The following is a 20,325-nucleotide window of genomic DNA, read 5'->3' on the forward strand; positions in this document are numbered from 1 at the left end:
TTCTCAAAGAGCGGACGCGCACGAACTCCACCCTCACGGGCTTCACTCGCGGCTGGATGTCCAACACTACGCCGGTTTCCCGCGGCCCTCTCGAGGGGGCTTCCGGGTCCGGCGGCCCTTCCGGGCCGCGCGGCGCAGGGACAAACATACATGCCGTCCTGGCCCGCTTGCAGGGGGGTCCCTCGGGGCGACTCTGCCGGTCCGGCGAGGCCGGCGTCAGGCGACGCCGCGTGGACGGAACTGGACGCTCACGCGTGGGCCGACCGGCTTGGCCGTCTTCGGGATGCAGTGCTCCCAGGTCCGCTGGCAGGAGCCGCCCATGACGACGAGATCTCCGTGGCCGAGCGGGAACCTCAGGCTCGAGCCGCCCCCGAGCGGGCGGAGCATCAGCGGACGCGGCGAGCCGAAGGAGACGATCGCGACCATGGTGTCGCCGGACCGGCCGCGACCGAGGCGATCCCCGTGCCAGGCGACGCTGTCCCGACCGTCGCGGTAGAGGCACATGCCCGCGCTGACGAACTGCTCTCCGAGTTCGGGGCCGTAGTGCTCGTTCAAGGCGTCCCGGGCCTGGGTCAGCAAGGGGTGCGGCAGCGGCTCGCCGCCTCCGTACCAGCGCAGCAGTCGGGGCACGATGACCTCGCGCTCGTACATCTGCCGCCGATCCTCGCGCCAGCCGATGTCGCCGAGGAGGACCTCGAGCACCTCGTCGGAGCCGGCCACCCAGCCGGGCAGGTGGTCCACCCAGGCGCCCGCGCTCAGTCGGTGCCGCTCGATGCGGCCGGGCAAGGGGGTCAGGGTGGCCTCCTCGGCCACGTCCCACATCGACGGCTGGTGGGGGAGCGCCATGGCGGAGACGCTACTCCGACTTTTCGCACATGTGTGCGAAAAGCTGTGGACAACCGTCAGGCAGTGAGCGCGAGCGCGAAGGGCAGCACGGCCGGCGCACCGGCCCGGCGCAGCTCTCGTCCGGCCACCGTCATCGTCCAGCGCGAGTCGGCGAGGTCGTCGACGAGCAGCACGGGGCCGGCGACCCCCGCCAGCCGCTCCCGCAGTTCGGGTCCGACCACGATGCGCTCCCAGACAGCGGCCAGCCGGAAGGCGCTGTTGCCGCCGGGCTGGCCGGTCGGCCCTCCGTGCGCGAGTGACAGCTCACCGAGGTAGTCGAGCCGCCCCATGCGGGCCAGCCCTCGGGCCACCCCGGTCACGAGGCGGGGACGGCGGCGGGAGGGCACGGCCACCACGGCCACCGGTCGCTGCGCCCAGTCCCAGGCGGCGAGCACCCGCGCGCAGGCACGGAGCAGGTCCTCGTCGGGTGGCAGGTCGGAGATCGAGCGTTGGACCGGGACGTCGAAGGCCGCGTCCGGGTCCTCCTCGATGCCGGGTGCCTCGAGGTCGAGGACCACGGTGCCGCCCACGCCATCGTCACCGAGCAGGGTGCGCAGCCGCTGTCCCCAGCCGAGGTCGGTCAACCGGGCGACTGCCCGGCCGACCTCGACCTGCTCGCCGGGGGCGATCTTGCCCTTGACGTCGACCCCCAGCCGGTCGGCGCCGGTGGGCCACTGCGCGCGCGGAGCGAGCTCCACACCGGGCCGGTCGAGTGCCGCCGACGCCGCCTCCGCGGCGGCCTCGGGTACCTCGGTGGCGTACCAGGGGCCGGCGCAGACGTCGCAGCGCCCGCACGGTGCGGCCGTCGGGTCGTCGAGCGCGGACTGGAGGAAGGCCATGCGGCACTCGGCCTGGTCGACCGGCTTGGCGTAGGCGAGCATCGCCCGCTGCTCGGCCTCCCGGGTGCGGGTCACGCGGGCGTAGCGGTCGGCGTCGTACACCCACGGCTGCCCGGTGGACCGCCATCCGCCCTGCACCCGCTCGACGGCGCCGTCGACGGCCAGCACCTTCAGCAGCAGCTCGAGCCGCGAGCGGCGGACGTCGGCGACCGTCTCGAGGCGGGCCACCGACCAGGCCTTGCCGTCGGCCATCGCGGTGAGCACCGCTGCCGCGTGGTCCTCCCGCGGCATGGAGGAGGTGGCGAACCACTGCCAGATCGCGATGTCCTCCGGGCCGGGGAGCAGCAGCACGTCGGCGTGCTCGACGGCGCGACCGGCACGGCCCACCTGCTGGTAGTAGCTGACCGGCGACGACGGCGCCCCGAGGTGCACGACGAAGCCGAGATCGGGCTTGTCGAAGCCCATGCCGAGCGCGGACGTGGCGACCAGCGCCTTCACCCGGTTCTCGCGCAGCGCCTCTTCGGCGTCCTTGCGGTCGGCGTCGTCGAGCCGGCCGGTGTAGGCGCGGACCTCGTGCCCGGCGTCGCGCAGCAGCGCCGCCGTCTCCTCGGCGGCCGCGACGGTGAGCGTGTAGACGATCCCGCTCCCCGGGAGCTCACCGAGGTGCGCCGCGAGCCAGGCCAGCCGGGCGCGGTCCGACGAAAGCCGCAGCACGCCGAGGCGGAGCGAGTCCCGCGACAGCGGCCCCCGGACCGTCGTCACCTCGACACCACCGGCGCCGAGCTGCTCGGCGACGTCGTCCACGACGCGCTCGTTGGCCGTGGCCGTCGTCGCGAGGACCGGGGTGCCGGCCGGGAGCGTGCCCAGCAGGTCGCGGATCCGGCGGTAGTCGGGGCGGAAGTCGTGCCCCCAGTCGGAGACGCAGTGCGCCTCGTCGACCACGACCAGCCCGCAGCGGGTGACCAGGCCGGGCAGCTGCTCCTCGCGGAACCGCGGGTTGGTCAGCCGCTCGGGCGAGACGAGCAGGACGTCGACGTCGTCAGCGGTGAGGCGGGCGGCGATGTCGTCCCACTCCGTCATGTTGGCGCTGGAGATCTCGACCGCCCGGATGCCGGCACGCGCGGCGGCGGCCACCTGGTCGCGCATCAGCGCGAGCAGCGGCGACACGAGCAAGGTCGGGCCCTTGCCGCGGCGCCGGAGCAGCGCGGTGGAGACGAAGTAGACCGCCGACTTCCCCCATCCGGTGCGCTGCACGACCAGTGCCCGCTGGGAACGCTCGACGAGGGCGAACACCGCGGCGTCCTGCCCCTCGCGGAAGACGGCGTCGGGCCGGCCGGTCAGCTCGCGGAGCACGGCCAGCGCCTCGGCGGCGACCTCGGACGTCGGGGCGGCGGTCGTCATGCCCCGACAGTAGGCACGACCGACGACAGGACGGGCCCCCGAGCGCGAGCTGTGGAGGGCGGGGGACAATCCACAGGCGATGGAACATCGAGGGCAGCTTCCGGCGGACAACCACGTGCACACGCACTGGTCGTGGGACACCGGTGACGCCTCGACCATGCGGCGCGCGTGCGAGCGGGCGATCCAGCAGGGGATCCCCGGGATCGCCTTCACCGAGCACCTGGACTTCACCGTCTGGCAGGCCGAGGACCTGGCGACCGAGCGCGGGCTGACCGACAGGTTCCCCGCCCAGCAGCTGCCGATCGACGTCGAGGGCTACTTCGCCGAGCTCGCCGAGGTGCGCGACCGCTTCCCGGAGCTGCGGATCCTCTCCGGTGTCGAGGCCGGCGAGCCGCACCTGTTCGCCGCGAGCATCGCCTCGCACCTGCGCGACGCCCCCGTGGACCGGATCCTGGGCTCGCTGCACTCGCTGGACGACTGGGGCCGGCTGGTGGGCGTCGGCCGGCTGCTGCACCAGGACGCCGACGCGACGATGCGCCGGTACCTCAGCGAGATGGTGCGGATGATCGAGGGCAGCGACGTCTTCCAGGTCCTCGCGCACGCTGACTTCCCGCGGCGGTACTGGCCTGGCGGGTCGCACCGGTACGTGGAGAAGAACTTCGAGGAGGAGTACCGGGAGGTCTTCCGGGCCCTCGCCGGCTCCGGGCGTGCGCTGGAGATCAACACCACCAGCCCGCTGGCCTCGGCCGACCAGATGCGCTGGTTCTACGAGGCGGGCGGGGAGGCGGTCAGCTTCGGCAGCGACGCGCACACCCCCTCCGCCGTCGGGCAGAAGTTCGACCTCGCCGTCGACGTGGTGGAGGCGGCGGGCTTCCGTCCCGGCCGCGACCGTTTCGACTTCTGGCGTCGCTGACCGGCCTCAGGCCACGCGCGGCAGCGGGATCGTCAGCGGAGCCGCCGCCTGGACCGGGGGTGGCGGCGGGGGCGGCTTCCGCGTGACGGCGGTGTCGGGGAAGACGAACCGGTAGGTGGTCTCGGCGTCCTGGACGGCGAAGGTGTGGCCGTCCGGACCGGCGTGGTGCAGCACGAGGCCGTCGAACCGCTCAGCGACGCGGCGCAGCGCGTCGGCCTCGGTGACGTCGACGACGGTCCCGCCGGGGTTCAGGCCGGTGACCGGCAGGATCCGGGCCGCGTTGCGGACGGCGAAGGAGTCGGCCGGGTCACCGGTCCGCGGGCGGCCGATCCACCCGGTGACGGCGGCCACCACGACCGCCAGCCCGAGGACGACGGCCGCGATCAGCTCGGCGGCGCCGATCGGCAGGTCCACGCCGAGCACGCTGAACGTCCGGGCGACGACCTCCTCGATCTGCACCGAGGCGGGAGTCGACGGGGCGACGACGTCGTCGGCGGGGGCCCGCAGCGCCGCGGAGTCCATGGCGAAGGCGTACTCGCCCAGGGCGCCGGCCGTGAAGGGACGGCCCTGCACGGTGCCGCCGAGCTCGACGACGGGGGTGACGACGATCCTCGCCGCGCCCGCGTTGCTCCCGATCTCGGCGTTGTGCCGGCCGACGAGCGAGGCCGCGAGGGTGGCGTCGACCGGGGCCGTGACCGTGGCGGTCTCACCCCGGACGGGCACGGTGGAACTCGCTCCGAGCGGGGCGGTCCACCCGTCGGCGGTGGCGACGGAGAGGTCCAGCCGCAGGGTGCCGTCGACGGTGTCGAGGCCGGGTGCGGAGACGGTGTGCTCGAAGGAGACCCTCAGGTCGTCGGCAAGCCTGGTGTAGATCGGGTCGCCGGTCGAGATGACGCCGGTCGGGTAGGTCGTCGACGGCGCGGCGGTGCCGGCATAGGAGAAGCGGCCCTCCTGGGTGACCGGCACGGCGCGCGTCTGCGACTGCGTCTCGGGAAGGGCGAGCAGCACCGCGCCGGCGACGGCCGCCAGCAGCGCGACGGCACCGGAGCCGATGGCCACCTGGCGCGCCTGCGCCCGGGTGGGCATGGAGAAGTGGACGGCGGCCGCTGATCCGCGAGAAGCGTGCCGGCCCCGCCGGCGCCGGCGGGCGCGGCGCACGGTGTCGCTGGTGCCGAACAACCCGAGGACGACGGCGACGATCAGTCCGATCGACCACGGCGAGGTGATCGCGTCGAGCGCCTTGCCGCCGCCCGGCACCTGACGGAACAGCTTTCCGAGCAACTCATCGGAGGTCGGGCGGTCCTCGTCGAGCCAGTCGTTGTTGTCGCCCTGCAGCACGAAGCGGTCACCGTCGACGTCGACGATCCGGTGCATGACCGTCGTGTTCAGGATCTCCGAGTGATAGGCGACGACGTCGCCGACCTCGTAGGAGTCTGCGGGCCGCAGGACCGCGAGGTCCCCGGTGGAGAACCCCGGTTCCATGCTCGTGCCGTACGTGCTGACGTAGGTGGTGGCGCCGCCGAGCTGCGCCGGCCAGAAGAACCAGGCAGCCGCCAGCACCAGCGCGATGACAGCGCTGGTGCTGGCGGCTCTGGTTGCAGCGTTCATCGATCGCTTCCGGCTGAGGCGAGCGAGCGACCCCTCGCTCTGGCTCGAGGGGTTACTCGGAGACCGTCAGGCCGATGCGATCGAAGCTCGCGATCTTGGTGCCCGGCGGCAGCGGGCAGTTGATCGGGGTGTGGTCGGTCGCGAAGGCGAGGATGTTGCAGGAGACCGGCCCACCGACGGGGTCGCCGTCGGCCTCCTGGAGCTGCAGCCACGCCGTCAGGCCCTCGGTCACCGCGACGTCGAAGTTCTCCTGGACGTCGAAGTCGATCGAGGTGACCTCGGACTTGTCGGTGGCGTGGAGGACGTAGTCGATGTTGGTCGTCTTGGCGCCCGTGACCGCCGCATCACCGTAACCGGCGACGGAGTCCTGGACGTCGTTACCGGCGGTGAAGGCCGAGGTCGCGACGGCGGCAGCGGCGACCGCGGCACCGGCGAGCAGAACGCGCGAGAGGCGCATGGGAGTGTCCGTTCTCTTCGGTGGCCCAGGCCCGTCCGGGTGGTCCTCACCCGTTTCCGAAACTGCGCCGTCATCCTTGACGCAGCGGATTTCGGCAGCGGCAGCCCAGACTCAACTCCAGTCCCACGAGGAACTGGAGTCGCTCGAACGACACCCCCGTGCGGCGCTCACCCGACCGTCGTCTCCAGGGTCGCCGGCACGTTGCCGCGCGTGGCGTCGGAGGAGGGGCACACCCGGCCGGCCGCCGTCGAGGACCTGCTCGCCGGCCGGCGTCAGCGGGAGTAGTACTCGACCACCAGCTGCTCGTCGCAGATCACCGGGACCTCGTCGCGCTCGGGCGTCCGCTCGTAGCGCGCGACCAGGTCTCCGAGCGAGACCGCGAGGTACGTCGGCGGCTCGGCGTGGGCACCGGAGGCAGCGACGACGAAGGGCTCCTTGACCTTCGACCGCTCCGCGACCTGGACGAAGTCGCCCGGCCGGAGCCGGTAGGAGGGGCGGTCGACCCGCCTGCCGTTCACCAGCACGTGCTGGTGGGTGACGAACTGGCGGGCCTGGTAGATCGTCCGCGCGAACCCCGCCCGCAGCACGGTGGCGTCCAGCCGCGACTCGAGGTCCTGGATGAGCACCTCGCCCGTCTTGCCGCCGGAGCCCTTGGCCCTGTCGAACGCCGCCCGCAGCTGGCTCTCGCTGATGTCGTACTGCGCGCGCAGCCGCTGCTTCTCCTTGAGCCGGGTGGAGTAGTCGCTGTCCTTGCGGCGCTTCCGGCCGTGCTCTCCGGGCGGGTAGGGGCGCCGCTCGAAGTAGGCGACGGCCTTGGGCGTGAGCGGGATGCCAAGCGCTCGGCTGATGCGGATCTTGGGGCGGGGTGTGTTCATGAGACCTCCGGTTTGGTTAGGCTCACCTTACTCACGTCTCCGAGAGGTCCGAGGTGGTCCCATGACGGCTGGTCGAACGCCGAGCGAGTCCCCCGCCGCCCGCCCGGCCCCGGTCACCGCGCCGCCGGCCGCGGGCGGGCAGCCCTCGCCGGCCGAGCGGGCCCGCACGATCTCCACCCGGCCGCGCGCGGCGCTGCACGTCCTCGGCACCGGCACCACGCCGGTGTCGGCGGCGACGACGACGCCCGACGGCCGGACGCTGGTCGTCGTCCCGACCTCCGGTCCGCTGGTGCGCTCGCTCGCCGACTCCCCCGTCGGCGATCTGCCGGGCCGGCTGACCGTGACCGACCGCGCACCCGCGGGGCTGCGGCAGCCGATCCGGGCGTTGGTGGAGATCGCCGGCTGGCTGAGCCCGGTGCCGGCCGACGAGGTGCCGGACGCCGTCCTGGCCTTCGCCGAGTCCTGCCCCTGCGACGCCCTCTTCGACGTCGGGCTGACGGCCACCCTGCTGCGGCTCGACGTCGCCGAGGTCGTGGTCCACGAGTCGTACGCGGTCGACCACGTGGATCCGGAGGAGTTCGTGGCCGCCGCCCCCGACCCCGTCACCACCGCCGAGACCGAGCTGCTGGCGGCGGAGGCCGCGACGCTGGCCCGGCTGCGTGTCCGGGTCCAGGCGTGGGCCGGCCGGTGGGACGACGTCGCACTGCTCGGCCTGGACCGCTTCGGTGTGCGCTTCCGGGTGGAGTCGCCGCGCGGCGGCTACGACGTCCGGGTCGCCTTCCCCGAGCCGCTCACCACCCGCGAGCAGTTCGCCCCGGCCGTCCACGGCCTGCTCACCTGCGCCCTGGACTGATCTCCACCGCAACACCCGTCGACCCCTGAGCGATCGCCGCGCCGTCCGGTGGGACGATGCCCGTCGCCCGGCGGTGGTCCGGGCGTCCGTGCAGGTCGAGGAGGCATCGGTGGCGTTCGGCTGGAAGCTCTACGGCGACGGGAAGACCCTGCCGCTGGGCGAGGCGGTGGCACCGGACGAGCGGCTCTCGTGGCCGCGCACCGTGGGCATCGGCGCGCAGCACGTCGTCGCCATGTTCGGGGCGACGTTCGTCTTCCCGCTGCTCATGGGCCTCGACCCGAACCTCGCGATCATGATGAGCGGGGTCGCGACGATCCTGTTCCTGCTGATCGTGCAGGGGAAGGTGCCCAGCTACCTGGGCAGCTCGGCCTCGTTCGTCGGCGGCGTCGTCGCGGTGCGGGCCGCGGGCGGCTCGGACGCCGACGTCCTCGGCGCGCTGCTGGTCTCCGGCGTCGTCCTGGCGCTGGTCGGCGTGCTGATCCACGTGGCCGGCGTGCGGGCGATCAACAAGGTGCTGCCTCCGGCGGTCACCGGCGCGGTGGTCATGCTCATCGGTTTCAACCTGGCGCCCGTGGCGACGGGCACCTACTGGCCGCAGGACCAGTGGGTGGCCCTGGCGACGATGACGTTCGTCATCGTCGCCTCGCTGTTGCTGCGCGGCTTCCTCGCCCGCATCTCGATCCTGCTGGGCCTGGTCTTCGGCTACCTGCTGTCGGTGTTCCTGGACTGGACGGCCGGCCCGCTGGGCGCGACCGACGCCGACCGCGTGAACTTCGACGCCGTCAGCGAGGCGCCGTGGTTCGGCCTGCCGGAGTTCACGACGCCGTCCTTCTCGGTCAACTTCTCCCTGCTGGTGCTGCCGGCGGTGATCGCGCTGGTCGCGGAGAACGCCGGGCACGTGAAGGCGGTCGCCGAGATGACCCGCCGCGACCTCGACCCGGTGATCGGCCGGGCGGTGTTCGCCGACGGCGCCGCCACCGTTCTCGCCACCTCGGTCGGCGGCTCCCCCACGACCACCTACGCGGAGAACATCGGCGTCATGGCGGCCACCCGCGTCTACTCGACGGCGGCCTACTACGTCGCTGCGGTCGTGGCGATCGCGCTCGGTCTGGTGCCCAAGTTCGGCGAGGTCATCAACGCGATCCCCGGCGGGGTGCTCGGCGGGATCACCGTGGTGCTCTACGGGATGATCGGCCTGCTCGGCGCGAAGATCTGGAAGGAGAACCGCGTCGACTTCGCCAACCCGATCAACCTCGTGCCGCTGGCCGCCGGGATCGTGATCGCCGTCGGCAACTCGGGCAACGACGCCCCGCTGCTGCAGATCACCGACGACTTCTCCCTCGGCGGGATCTCCCTGGGCACGATCGTCGCCGTCGTCGGCTGGCACCTCGCCCGCGCGCTGGCCCCGGCGGAGATGAAGGAGTCGCTGCTCCGCGAGGGGCCCCACCCGGCGGCCGGGTCGACGTTCGGGCACGTCCACGGCGAGGAGGTCGGGACGACGGCGTCGTCCGGCGAGGCGGACAGGCCGACGGGGTGATCCGCTGGTCGGCGGGGCCGTCGCTGTGCGACGGTCCTGCCATGACCTCCCCGGACGGCGGCCGACGCGGCCTGCAGATCACCCTCACCGCGCTGGCGGCCATCCCCCTGGCCTCGGGGCTCGCCGGTGCGCTGCGCGGGCCGGCTTCGCTGCCGGGTGGCAGCGGCGTCGTCTCGGCCGACGTCGAGAGCGAGTACCGCTACACCCACGCCATCTACGCCGCGGTCGCCCCGCTGATCTGGTCGGCGGTGCCCGGCATCGAGCGGCGCTCCACCCTCGTGCGGGCGGTCTCCGGCGCGCTCTTCCTGGGCGGTGCCGCCCGGGTGCTGGCCTGGCGCAGCGCCGGCCGGCCGCACCCCGCGCTCGTCGGGGCGACGGCCCTGGAGCTGCTCGGCACCCCGGTGCTGGTGGCGTGGCAGCGCCGCGTCGCCACCGCCGCCGGCGAGCGCTGAGACCACCCCGCGTCTGGCGCGCAACGACCGGCTTCGTACCGGTACGTCGGGCGATCGCCGCTGCCGATATCCCTACGGCGACGGGGCGTTCCGGTCGCCTGCCGATCGGAGACCGAGCGATGAGCCCACTGTCCCGGAGGGCCGTGCCCCCCGTCCCGCCCGCGGCCGTCCCGCGCGACGTCGAGGCCGTCGCGGCGGTCGTCACCGCGCTGGACGCCGGCGCCGCGGACCGGCCGGAGGCGCACCGCACCATCGTGACCACGCTCTCCCGGGAGCTCGGGCTGGACTACGGCGCGGTCTGGCTCCCCGACGGGGACGGCGGCTTCTCGCTGACCGCTGAGGGCGGCAGCCGCACCGACGCGATGCGGGCCTCCCGGGTGGACCGGCTCCTCCCGGGCGAGGGCCTGGCCGGGACCGCGATCCGGACCCTGGGTCCGGCGCTGTGCGACGAGAGCACCGATCCGTCGATCTGCGGGCGCTGGCGCACGGCCCGGGCCGCCGGGGCGACCGGAGGCTGCGTGCTCCCGGTCGTCGACGACGGTGTGATCCTGTGCCTCTACGAGTTCTACGACGCCGCCGCCCTGCCGTTCTTCGGCGGCCGCGAGTCCAAGTGGCGCTCGCTGCAAGGTCTGCTCACGCACGCGCTGCGGGCAGCGATCGCCAAGTCCGAGCTGCAGGAGACGCTGGACGACCGGCAGGCGGTGACCACCGTCGTCGCCAAGATCGGCGAGGCGCACACCCAGGAGCAGGCGCTGCGCGTCGCGCTGGACACCGTGCGCAGCTCGTTCGGCTGGGCGTACGGCTCCTACTGGGCGCTGGACGAGGCGACGGACGTGCTGCGGTTCCAGCAGGAGTCGGGCTCCGCCGGTGAGGAGTTCCGGGCCGTCACCCTCAGCGCCAGCTTCGCCGAGGGCGTGGGCCTCTCGGGCCGTGCCTGGCGGTCCCGCGAGCTCGTCTTCGTCGAGGACATCGGCCAGGTCACCGACTGCGTCCGTGCGCCCGCGGCGCAGCGGGCGGGGGTGCGCTCCGGCGTCTGCTTCCCGCTCGTCGTCGGCGGGCGGGTCATCGGGACGATGGACTTCTTCGTCACCGAGACCATCCAGCTGTCGGAGTCGCGGGCCGCCTCGCTGCGCAACGTGCAGCAGCTGGTGTCCCAGCGGCTGGACGTGCTGCGCCGCAACGACGAGAGCCGGCAGAACGCCCGCGAACTCCTGGCCACCATCGCCCGGCTGCGCGAGGCGTCGGACGAGGCCGGTGCCGTCGCGGAGAACGCGGTGAGCCAGGCCTCGACGATGACCGGGGACGTGGTGGCGCTCGACGAGGCCTCGGCCGCCGTCGGCGAGGTCATCCGGATCATCTCCGGGATCGCCGACCAGACGAACCTGCTCGCGCTCAACGCCACCATCGAGGCGGCGCGGGCGGGCGAGGTCGGCAAGGGCTTCGCCGTCGTCGCCAGCGAGGTCAAGGACCTCGCACGGGAGACGGCGAAGGCGACCCAGCGGGTGTCGGACCAGATCGCCGGCATCCAGTCGTCGAGCAAGGCCGTCGCTGCGGGGATCCACACGACCGGCGAGATCATCGGCCGCCTGGACGAGGTGCAGACCCGCATCGGCGAGGTGCTCGGTGAGCAGGAGCGCATGGCCCAGCTCATCGAGGCCGCCGGCTGACGCTTCCGGTGCGGCGCCGAGATCGTGCCGGCTGCTGCCTCGATCCGGTCGAAGCAGCGCTCAGCACGTGGTGATCATGCGGGGGAGGGCCGATCAGCCCACTGGCTCGAGGAACGGGTAGTCGGTGTAGCCCTGCGCGCCGCCGACGTAGAACAGCTGCGGCTGGGGGGCGTTCTCGGGGTGCCCGCCGGCCCAGCGCTCCACGAGGTCCGGGTTGGCGATCGCGGCGCGCCCCACGGCGACCGCCTCCGCGTGCGCGGCGTCGATCAGCGCCACGGCCTCGTCCCGCGTGGTCACCGAGCCGAAGCCGCTGTTGGCGACCAGCGGCCCGTCGAACCGACGCCGCAGCTCCTGCACGAGCTCCCCGCCCGGCTCGCGGTGGAGCACCGAGAGGTAGGCGAGCCCGAGCGGGCGCAGCTGGTCGAGCAGCGAGCCGTAGGTGAGCAGCAGGTCGGCCTGGTCGGTCTCCAGCGTCCCCTGGACGTTGTGCTCCGGCGAGATGCGCAGCCCCACACGGCCGGCGCCGATCGCCTCGGCCACCGCGGTCACGGTCTCGACGACGAAGCGGGTCCGGTTCGCCGGCGTCCCGCCGTACCCGTCGGTGCGGACGTTCGACGACGGCGCCAGGAACTCGTGCAGCAGGTAGCCGTTGGCCCCGTGCAGCTCCACGCCGTCCAGCCCGGCCGCGATCGCGTTCTCCGCCGACCGCACGAAGTCCTGCACGACGCGCCCGATCTCGTCCGTGCCCAGCGCGTGCGGCACCGGGTAGGGCAGCTTGCCGGCCGGGGTGCGCACCACGCCGTCGATCGCCAGAGCAGACGGCGCCTCGGGCTCCAGGCCGTCGTTGATCACCGGGTGCGACACCCGACCCGCGTGCATGAGCTGCATGACGATCCGCCCGCCGCGCTCGTGCACGGCATCGGCGACCTCACGCCAGCCCGCGATCTGCTCGTCGGTGACGATCCCGGGCTGCCCGGCGTACCCCCGCGCCTGCGGGTTCGGCCAGACGCCCTCGGTGATGATCAGGCCGAGGCCCGCCCGCTGCCGGTAGTGCTCGACGACGAGTTCGTCCGGAACACCGGTGGCGCCGCAGCGCAGGCGGGTGAGCGGCGCCATCACGACGCGGTTGGCCAGCTGCAGGTCGCCGAGCGCGACAGGGGAGAACAGGTCCACGACGACAGCAAGGCGACACCGCGCCGACACCTTCCGCAGTGCGACCCACGTCACTCTCTGCCCCTAGGGTGGCCGCATGATCGACTTCCGGGTCCTGCGCGCCGCCGCCGTCGCCGCCGCCCTGGTGCTCGCCGGCTGCTCGGCGGACGCCGCCGACGAGGACGACGCCGCGAACGAGCCGGCCACCGCCACCGTCGAGGGCACCGACCCGCTCCCCGCCCTCCCCGACGACGTGGCCCTGCCCATCGTGTTCGTGCACGGCTTCGCGGGCTCGGCCCAGCAGATCGAGTCCAACGCCATGCGGTTCGTCGCCAACGGCTACCCGGAGGACCGGATCGTCGCCTACGACCACGACGGCGCGGGCCTGGACATCCCGGCCTACGCCGCGGGGCTGACCGAGGTGGTCGACGAGACGCTGGCCGAGTTCGGCGCCGAGCAGGTCTACCTGATCGGCCACTCCCGCGGCACCGGCGTCTCCACGCTGTTCCTGGAGGATCCGGCCCAGGCGGCCAAGGTGGCGAAGTACGTCGCGATCGACGGCCGGCCCTGCCCCGACGTCGTCCCGTGCATCGCCCCCACCCAGGAGCTGTTCCCCGGCCAGTCGCACGTCGAGGTGGCGACCTCCGCGGAGTCGTTCGCCATGCAGTACGAGTTCCTCGTCGGCGAGGCCCCCGAGGTCGTCGACATCGTGCCGCAGCGCGCGCCCGTGGAGATCTCCGGGCGCGCGGTGAACTTCCCGGCCAACACCGGCCGCGACGCCCGGCTCGACGTCTGGCAGATCGACGCCGGCACCGGCGCCCGGGTGGACGACGAGCCGCACGCCTCGGTCCAGCTCGGCCCCGACGGCGAGTTCGGTCCGATCGAGCTGCAGAACGCCGTGCACTACGAGTACGCCCTCAGCAGCGACGCCTCACCGGTCGTCCACCACCTCTACCTGCAGCCCTACGTCCGCAGCAGCTCGTGGGTGCGGCTGCTGTCCTCGGAGCCGGACGGCCCGGTCCGCACCAACACCCACGTCGGCGACGAGCACGCCGCACTGGTCGTCATGCGGATGCGGGAGTGGCACGCCGAAGGCGACGCCGACGTCCTGGAGCTGAGCGTCGACGGTGGCGAGACGGTGAACGCGATCACCGAGTTCGTGGGCAACGCGGCCATCGGGCTGCACATCCACGACGACGCCGCCACCCCGGGCGAGAGCACGCTCGCGAAGCTGCCCTACTTCGGCGAGCAGCCCTTCCAGAGCGGGATCGACGTCTTCCTGCCCGCCTCACCCGATGCCGACGGCACGATCACCGTCCGGAACCTGCCGCGCGGCGACGCCAACCGGCCGCAGACGCTGAACGTGCCGAACTGGCCCTCGAGCGGGCACACGGTGAGCCTGGTCTTCGCCGACTGGCCGGTCGACGGCGGGCCCTGAGCCGAGGCGGGGCTCAGCGGGAGCGTTGCTGCGCGCGGGCGACCAGGACGAGCCCGCCGATGACGACGACGATCGGCACCCACGGCGGCAGCCCGAACGAACCGAGCAGCAGGCCCGCGATCAGGAGCAGGATCTGGAAGCCGACGATGAAGGCGACCAGCACGACCACCCAGAAGAGGGCGGGCCGCTCCATCTGCAGCCGGCGCAGGTACTCCATCGCTCCTCCTCGGGTCGGGCACGGGGACGTCCCCCACAGCATCGGCACCGCGGGAGCACCGCTGAAGCGGGTCGGAAGCACAACGTCCCGCCGCCCGTCCCGCGTTCCCACCGCGCTCAGCCGCCGAGCATCCGCCTGGTCTGGCGGCCGAGTGCGACCGGGGTTCCGTCGAGCCCCCGCAGCTCCACCTCGTCCACCGCGACCTCGTCGTCCTGCCACACCGTGCGCTGAACGACCAGCACCCAGTCGCCGGTCGGTGGCAGCGCGGCCAGGTGGGCCGACAGCTCGACCGTCGGCATCGCTGCCGGTGAGGTGCGGACGGCGAACAGCGACGGCGGCAGCGCGTCGAGCAGCACGCCCACCTGCACCAGGGGTGGCAGGTCGCCGTCGACCCGCACCCAGGCGCGCAGCCGGGGCTCGTCCCCGCCCGCCAGCGGCCGGGTCGCGTCCAGGGCCCGGATCTCGAGGTGCTCGGCGATCGGGACGTACTCGCGGGGCAGCGCGAAGGGTTCGCCGTCCGCCGGCCGCGGCAGCGACACCGGCCGGTAGTGCTCCACCGGCGCCGTCGGGGGTGCGGCCGAGGTCAGGACCTGCGCGACCGCGCGCACGGCGCCGGACTGGTGGAGTTCGCTGCGCACGCTGCCGGTGCGGCCGGCCCGGTCGACGACGGCGGTCACCTCGGCCTCGACCTCGGGAACGACGCCGCCGAGCAGGTGGGCGGCCACCGCCCGCGGCGCGGTCCCGGTCAGCTCGGCCGCGGCGGCGAGCAGGTGCCCGACCACCAGCCCGCCCTGCGTGCTCGAGAACGACCGCCAGGAGGGGTCGAACGTGACCCGGCGGGCGGCGCCGACGGAGGCGCTCGGCGCGAGGGTCACGGCACCCGCCTCGCCCCGTCGAGGGGGGCCGGCACCGGAGCGGGCACGGCGACGGGAGCGGGCACGATCTGCAGGTCGGCGTGGTGCCCGCGGCCGACGGCCAGCGCGAGCGCGCTCGCGACGAGGGCCAGGCCGGCGGTGAGCGACCAGCCGCGGTTCGCGCCGGCGAGCTCCCCTGCTCCACCGGCCACCGCGGCGAGCAGGATCGAGACGCCCAGCGTCGCGCCGATCTGCCGGAAGGCGCTGAAGGTCGCCGTCCCGGTGGCCAGCGCCGGGGGAGGCAGCGACGAGGACGCCGCGGCCGAGAGGTTGGTGAGCGTCATCCCGACGCCGATGCCGGTGAACACCTGCCCGGGCAGGAAGTCGACCACGAACGCGCTCTGCTCCCCCACCTGCAGCACCCAGAACAGCACGCCGACGGCGAAGATCGCCGTCCCTGCGGCGGCGACCGGCCCGCAGCCGATGCGGGCCCCGAGCCGGCCGGCCGGGATCGCCGTCAGCGCGGCCAGGGCGGGGCCGGGGATGAGCGCGAAGCCCGCCTCGACGGTCGAGTAGCCCCAGCCGCCCGTCAGCCACAGCACGTTGCCGAGCAGCATCCCGCCGAAACCGGCCATGAAGAAGGCGATGGACAGGTTGGCGAGGGTGAACGAGCGCACCCGGAACAGCGCCAGGGGCAGCACCGGCACCGTGCCCCGGGGTACCCGGGCAGCGCGCAGGCCGACCAGCGCACCGGCGACGGCGGCACCGCCGAACGCACCCACCACGACGGCGCTGCCCCAGCCCCGCTCCGGCGCGTCCACCAGGGCGTACGCCAGCAGCCCCACCGAGACGATGAGCAGCAGCGTGCCCACCAGGTCGGGCCGCCGGGTCTCGCTCTCGTCCCGCGACTCCGGCAGCACCCGCAGGCCGAGGAGCAGCGCCGCGATGCCGACGGGCACGTTGACCAGGAAGATCCAGCGCCACGACAGCTCCACCAGCAGCCCGCCGATCGGCGGACCCAGGGCGGCGGCCACACCTCCGACCATCGACCACACGGCGATCGCCGTCGCCCGGCGGGCCGGGGGGAACGCGTGCAGCAGCAGCGCCAGCGACGTCGCCGTCACCATCGCCCCGCCGAACGCCTGGACCACCCGGAACGCGACCAGGCTGCCGACGTCCCACGCGAGCGCGCAGCCCAGGGAACCGGCGAGGAACGTGGCGAGGCCGGTGAGGAAGACCCGTCGCCGGCCGATGCGGTCGGCGATCCTGCCCGCGGGCGCCAGGAGCGCCGCGAAGACGATCGTGTAGCCGTTGAGCACCCACGACAGCGCGCTGGTCGAGACGTCGAACGTCTCGCCGAGGACCGGGAACGCGATGTTGACGATGAACAGGTCGAGGGCGGAGAGGAACACCGCGGCCGAGACCACCAGCAACACCAGGCCGGGGCTGCGCGCGCCGCCCGTGGAGGGTGCCTGCTCCGCCGTCGCGCGCATGGATCGCCGCCTCGTTCCCGGTTCGCCCGTCGAACCGACTGCGCCGGACCGTACACGAGTTGGTTCGGTATGCGAACCTTGTGGCATGACGACGCGACTTGACGGGCTGCCGGGCCGGCGCTGCTCGATCGCGGGCGCGCTCGACGTCGTCGGCGACCGCTGGGCGCTGCTGGTCGTGCGCGAGGTCTCGCTCGGCGCGCACAGGTTCAGCGAGATCCTCCGCGGCACCGGCGCGCCGCGGGAGCGGCTGGCCGCCCGGCTCGGCGAGCTGGTCTCCGCCGGGGTGCTGGAGCGCCGGCCGTACAGCGAGAACCCGCCGCGCTCGGACTACCACCTCACCAAGGCCGGTCGCGATCTGCTGCCGGTGCTGCAGGCGCTCATGCAGTGGGGCGACCGGCACATCGCCGACCAGCCGCCGGTGGAGCTGCACCACCACGGTCACCGCATCACCGCGTCCTGGGTGTGCGACGTGTGCGGCGAGCGGGTGGGTCGCGGCGTCGAGCACCACGTCCCCGAGCGGCGCGTGCCGGCCGACGGCTGAGCTCGGCAGCCCTCGTTCGGCGAACGAGGGGCCTGGCCGCCTCTCCAGCGGCCTCGTTCCCCGAACGAGGGGACGGGATCGGTCGGTCAGGCGGGCGGAACCACAAGGGGAACGCCGGTCTCCCGCTCGGAGACCTCCCACAGCTCGTCGATCCGCCTCCGCAGGTCGAACCGGCGCAGGATCGGCCGCTCCACCGGCGGCCCGTGGGAGCCGAACCGCGGCGCGTACAGCTGCCCGCCGCGCGCCGCGGGATCGGTGGCCGCCCGGAGCTGGGGCCGCGTGCCCTCGAGCGGGCTCATCCCCACCCGCGCCGTCACCGCTTCGGCGAACCCTCCGGTCCAGCCCGCCCCGCCCTCGCGCGCGGTCCGCGCCTGCAGGTCGGTGTTCGACAGCCCCGGGTGCGCGATGAGCGACGCCGCCGCGGCCCCGGCCCGCTCGAACCGCTCCTGCAACCCGAGGCCGAAGTGGTAGTTGGCCCACTTGGCGTGCGCGTACGCGCTCCACGGCTGGTAGCGGCGCCGCCGGATGTGCGGATCGGCCGGCCGCACCGTCCCGCCCATGAACCGGGCGGTGCTGGTCACCGTCACCACCCGGGCGGCCGGCGCCCGGAGCAGCGCCGGAAGCAGGTGCGCGGTGAACGCCCAGTGGCCCAGGTGGTCGACACCGAGCTGCATCTCGAACCCGTCGGCGGTGCTGCGCTGCGGCATCGCCATCACGCCGGCGTTGTTCACCAGCAGGTCGACGTGGTCGTGCGCGGCCAGGACGGCGTCGGCTGCCGTCGACACCACCGACAGGTCGCCCAGGTCCAGCGGCACGACCTCCAGCGACGCCGCCGGGTGCCGCTCCCGGATCCGCGCCGTCGCCGCCGCGGTCTTCTCCGGGTCCCGCGCGGCGACGACGACGTGCGCGCCCGCACCGGCCAGCGCGAGCACCGTCTGGTACCCGAGCCCGCCGTTGCCGCCGGTCACGACGGCGACGCGGCCGCTCAGGTCGGGGATGTCCTTCTCCGTCCAGCCCACGCGCCTACCTCCCGAGGTCAGGGCAGCCGCCCGGTGGCCTTGAGCTCGACCGCCGTCAGGACCTCCCAGCGGACGGCGGTGCTGCCGGGCCGGATCAGCCGCCAGTAGCGGTCGAACCGCCGCCGGGTCTCCGCATCGGTGGACATCGCGCGGGTCTCCGAGCTCAGCACCGTCCCGCTGCCGCTGGGGGTCAGCCGGAAGTCCATCGCCGCCTTCACCCAGCCGCGCTGGGTGAAGGCCCGCAGCTGCGCGGCGTCGAGGTCCGGGCCGTCGTCACCGCCGGTGAGCCGCCAGGCCTGCAGTGCGCCGCCGAACACCACCGAGGACGGCGGGTCGGAGGCCAGCAGCGGCACCGGCAGCGCGTCCAGGAACGGCCGGTCGTGCAGCTGGCCGAGCCCCTTGCCGCTGAGCACCACCGGCAGGAAGCGGGCGGCGCTGAGCGCGAGCGTGACCGGCAGTCCGGAGAGCCGCACCTCGTGCAGGGCGTCCCACACCCGCTCCGGCGGCGCGGCGATCCAGCGCGACTGCCGGGTGACGTGCTCGGGACGCGGGAGGACTGCATCCAGGTACACCAGCGCCTCCCTCCCGCGGCCGGCACCCGAAGCCGCGCCCGTCGGATTCGACCACGCTCCTCCGGACCCGACAACGCGAGGCACCGACCGCCGGCGTCACCCGTACTCGGGGCCGACCGCGCCGGTCACGACCTCGCCCACCCGCTGGTAGGTCAGCAGCAGGACGCCGGTCGGCGTGGTCGACTGCGCGGCCAGCCGCCAGGTCCGGGGGATGGTGCCGCTGCCGAACAGCCGCTTGCCCTCGCCGAGGACGACGGGGAAGATCGCCAGCCGCAGTTCGTCGACGAGATCCTCGGCCAGCAGGGTCTGGATCACCCCCGGGGAGCCGTGCACCTGCAGCTCCCCGCCGTCCTCCGCCTTGAGCGCCCGGACGGCGTCGCCGACGTCGCCCTCGATCAGGTCCGCGGTCTCCCACTCCACCGCGGAGAGCGTCCGCGAAGCGACGTGCTTGGCCTTGAAGTTGAGCCCCTGGGACACCGGGTCGTCGCTGATCATCTGCGGCCCAGGAGGCGTAGAAGATCTCGTAGGTCCCCCGGCCGAGCAGGAAGTCCTGCGCGCCGGTGAACCAGGAGCTCATCTGCTCGCCCAGGGCCTCGTCGAAGAACGGGACCAGCCAGCCCTCGTGCGAGAAGCCGCCGGACGGGTCCTCCCCCGGGCCGCCGGGGGCCTGCATGACGCCGTCCAGGGTGACGAACGTGGTGACGACGAGCGGTCGCATGTCTCTCTCCTCCGCCTGGGACGCGGCTCCGTCGGCCGCTCCTCACTCAGACGTCGAACGAGGCCGCTGCTCATCGACAGGACAGCTCATCGACAGGACAGGGGGCTTCCGCCGGAATGCGTCAGGGCGGTGACTCGGTGCTCCCGGGCGTGCCTCGTCGCCACCGGCGAACACCCACGGCTCCCCGGGGACACGGAGGAGCCGTGGGTGGGTGAGAGGCCGGCTCAGCGGGCGGCCGCCGGCACCGTTGCCGCGGTAGCCGGCGCGGGCGCCAGGCGGGCCGCGAGCAGCGACACGGCGATGCCCATGAGCAGCAGCCGGGCCGGCTCCGGGGAGGGGACGAACGCCGCCACCCCGGCGACGATCACCAGGACGCCGAGCCAGCCGGGCACAACGCCGGAGCGCCGCAGGGCGACTCCGGTCCACACCCAGCCGACGCTGAACACGAGGTACGACGCGATGTAGCCGACGACCACCTCCGCGAGCTCGACCTCCAGCGCCTCCGGGAAGTTCGAGGCCAGGGCCGGCATGACGAACAGCGACGCCCAGGTGCCCCCGGCCACGAGCACCGAGCCGAGCACCGCCACGGCCGGCCCGGCCGTTCCCCGGTCGGCCTCGCGCAACCGGACCAGCGCGGCGAGGGCGGCCGCCCCCACGCCCAGCATGGCGACCAGGAGCAGCGCCGAGGACGCCGTGGCCAGCGGTGAGGCCTCGAGGCCGTCCTCCCCCGTCACCACCAGGGCGGTGACGAACGAGCCGAGGGCCAGGACGGCGGCGGGGCCGGCGAGCGTCGCCAGGGGCCGCAGCAGCGAAGCGAGTTCCACGATGTCTCCT

The 20,325-nt window shown here is 73.8% G+C and carries 20 protein-coding genes; 7 read left to right on the forward strand and 13 right to left on the reverse strand.

The features are described from left to right. Positions 1-216: 216 nt before the first annotated feature. Together A6V29_RS08655 and A6V29_RS08660 are read right to left on the reverse strand one after the other, a co-directional pair. Entirely contained in the window at positions 217-846 is a 630-nt protein-coding gene (locus A6V29_RS08655) for an alpha-ketoglutarate-dependent dioxygenase AlkB (protein ID WP_137159921.1), read from the reverse strand. A gap of 56 nt (positions 847-902) precedes the next feature. Beyond that, a complete protein-coding gene (locus A6V29_RS08660) occupies positions 903-3,125 on the reverse strand; it encodes a DEAD/DEAH box helicase (protein WP_137159922.1) in 2,223 nt (740 codons plus the stop codon). Positions 3,126-3,240: 115 nt separating this feature from the next. On the opposite strand from A6V29_RS08660, the gene A6V29_RS08665 reads away from it, so the two are divergent. Next, the gene (locus tag A6V29_RS08665) at positions 3,241-4,038 is read left to right on the forward strand and encodes a PHP domain-containing protein (protein ID WP_249933123.1); all 798 of its coding nucleotides are present in this window, start codon (positions 3,241-3,243) and stop codon (positions 4,036-4,038) included. Positions 4,039-4,044: 6 nt separating this feature from the next. On the opposite strand, the gene A6V29_RS08670 is transcribed toward A6V29_RS08665, so the two are convergent. The 3 genes from A6V29_RS08670 to rpsD all read right to left on the reverse strand — a co-directional run bounded on the left by A6V29_RS08670 (position 4,045) and on the right by rpsD (position 6,978). Next, positions 4,045-5,646, reverse strand: a complete 1,602-nt coding sequence (locus tag A6V29_RS08670; protein ID WP_137159924.1) for a signal peptidase I — start codon at positions 5,644-5,646, stop codon at positions 4,045-4,047. Positions 5,647-5,698: 52 nt separating this feature from the next. Beyond that, entirely contained in the window at positions 5,699-6,103 is a 405-nt protein-coding gene (locus A6V29_RS08675) for a hypothetical protein (protein ID WP_137159925.1), read from the reverse strand. A 272-nt stretch (positions 6,104-6,375) separates the two neighbouring features. Beyond that, positions 6,376-6,978, reverse strand: a complete 603-nt coding sequence (gene rpsD / locus A6V29_RS08680) for a 30S ribosomal protein S4 (protein WP_137159926.1) — start codon at positions 6,976-6,978, stop codon at positions 6,376-6,378. Positions 6,979-7,039: 61 nt separating this feature from the next. On the opposite strand from rpsD, the gene A6V29_RS08685 reads away from it, so the two are divergent. The 4 genes from A6V29_RS08685 (at position 7,040) to A6V29_RS21905 (ending at position 11,487) form a co-directional block, all read left to right on the forward strand. Continuing rightward, complete coding sequence (locus A6V29_RS08685) at positions 7,040-7,831, forward strand: DUF2470 domain-containing protein (protein WP_212719161.1); 792 nt, start codon at positions 7,040-7,042, stop codon at positions 7,829-7,831. 109 nt (positions 7,832-7,940) lie between these two features. Beyond that, the gene (locus A6V29_RS08690) at positions 7,941-9,368 is read left to right on the forward strand and encodes a uracil-xanthine permease family protein (protein WP_137159927.1); all 1,428 of its coding nucleotides are present in this window, start codon (positions 7,941-7,943) and stop codon (positions 9,366-9,368) included. A gap of 41 nt (positions 9,369-9,409) precedes the next feature. Then, complete coding sequence (locus tag A6V29_RS08695; protein ID WP_137159928.1) at positions 9,410-9,820, forward strand: DUF4345 domain-containing protein; 411 nt, start codon at positions 9,410-9,412, stop codon at positions 9,818-9,820. Between the two features lie 143 nt (positions 9,821-9,963). Further along, positions 9,964-11,487: a GAF domain-containing protein gene (locus A6V29_RS21905; protein WP_283956346.1), complete on the forward strand. Its 1,524-nt coding sequence runs from the start codon at positions 9,964-9,966 to the stop codon at positions 11,485-11,487. A gap of 93 nt (positions 11,488-11,580) precedes the next feature. Here the strand turns inward: A6V29_RS21905 and A6V29_RS08705 are convergent, their stop codons facing one another. Further along, entirely contained in the window at positions 11,581-12,660 is a 1,080-nt protein-coding gene (locus A6V29_RS08705) for an alkene reductase (protein ID WP_137159930.1), read from the reverse strand. Between the two features lie 76 nt (positions 12,661-12,736). Here A6V29_RS08705 and A6V29_RS08710 point away from each other — a divergent pair, with 76 nt between their 5' ends. Further along, positions 12,737-14,077: an alpha/beta fold hydrolase gene (locus A6V29_RS08710; protein ID WP_137159931.1), complete on the forward strand. Its 1,341-nt coding sequence runs from the start codon at positions 12,737-12,739 to the stop codon at positions 14,075-14,077. Between the two features lie 13 nt (positions 14,078-14,090). On the opposite strand, the gene A6V29_RS08715 is transcribed toward A6V29_RS08710, so the two are convergent. The 3 genes from A6V29_RS08715 to A6V29_RS08725 form a co-directional block, all read right to left on the reverse strand. After that, positions 14,091-14,294, reverse strand: coding sequence for a hypothetical protein (locus A6V29_RS08715; RefSeq protein WP_137159932.1), 204 nt, complete (start codon positions 14,292-14,294; stop codon positions 14,091-14,093). A gap of 116 nt (positions 14,295-14,410) precedes the next feature. After that, positions 14,411-15,169 carry a thioesterase family protein gene (locus A6V29_RS20790; protein ID WP_170977778.1) on the reverse strand — a complete coding sequence of 253 codons (759 nt, stop codon included), beginning with the start codon at positions 15,167-15,169 and terminating at the stop codon, positions 14,411-14,413. Further along, the gene (locus A6V29_RS08725) at positions 15,166-16,641 is read right to left on the reverse strand and encodes a DHA2 family efflux MFS transporter permease subunit (protein ID WP_170977779.1); all 1,476 of its coding nucleotides are present in this window, start codon (positions 16,639-16,641) and stop codon (positions 15,166-15,168) included. Before A6V29_RS08725 ends, A6V29_RS20790 begins: the two co-directional genes overlap by 4 nt. An 85-nt stretch (positions 16,642-16,726) precedes the next feature. Here A6V29_RS08725 and A6V29_RS08730 point away from each other — a divergent pair, with 85 nt between their 5' ends. Continuing rightward, a complete protein-coding gene (locus tag A6V29_RS08730) occupies positions 16,727-17,182 on the forward strand; it encodes a winged helix-turn-helix transcriptional regulator (protein ID WP_137159935.1) in 456 nt (151 codons plus the stop codon). Between the two features lie 86 nt (positions 17,183-17,268). On the opposite strand, the gene A6V29_RS08735 is transcribed toward A6V29_RS08730, so the two are convergent. From A6V29_RS08735 to A6V29_RS08750, 4 genes are all read right to left on the reverse strand, one after another. Beyond that, entirely contained in the window at positions 17,269-18,201 is a 933-nt protein-coding gene (locus A6V29_RS08735) for an oxidoreductase (RefSeq protein WP_137159936.1), read from the reverse strand. 17 nt (positions 18,202-18,218) lie between these two features. Further along, complete coding sequence (locus A6V29_RS08740) at positions 18,219-18,773, reverse strand: hypothetical protein (protein WP_137159937.1); 555 nt, start codon at positions 18,771-18,773, stop codon at positions 18,219-18,221. A gap of 96 nt (positions 18,774-18,869) precedes the next feature. Next, positions 18,870-19,268, reverse strand: coding sequence for a dihydrofolate reductase family protein (locus A6V29_RS21235; protein WP_212719163.1), 399 nt, complete (start codon positions 19,266-19,268; stop codon positions 18,870-18,872). A 447-nt stretch (positions 19,269-19,715) separates the two neighbouring features. After that, on the reverse strand, positions 19,716-20,315 hold the full coding sequence (locus A6V29_RS08750) for a hypothetical protein (protein ID WP_137159938.1): 600 nt from the start codon (positions 20,313-20,315) through the stop codon (positions 19,716-19,718). Positions 20,316-20,325: the final 10 nt, after the last annotated feature.

It is taken from the genome of Blastococcus sp. CCUG 61487 (genome assembly GCF_005222955.1).
GTDB lineage: Bacteria > Actinomycetota > Actinomycetes > Mycobacteriales > Geodermatophilaceae > Blastococcus.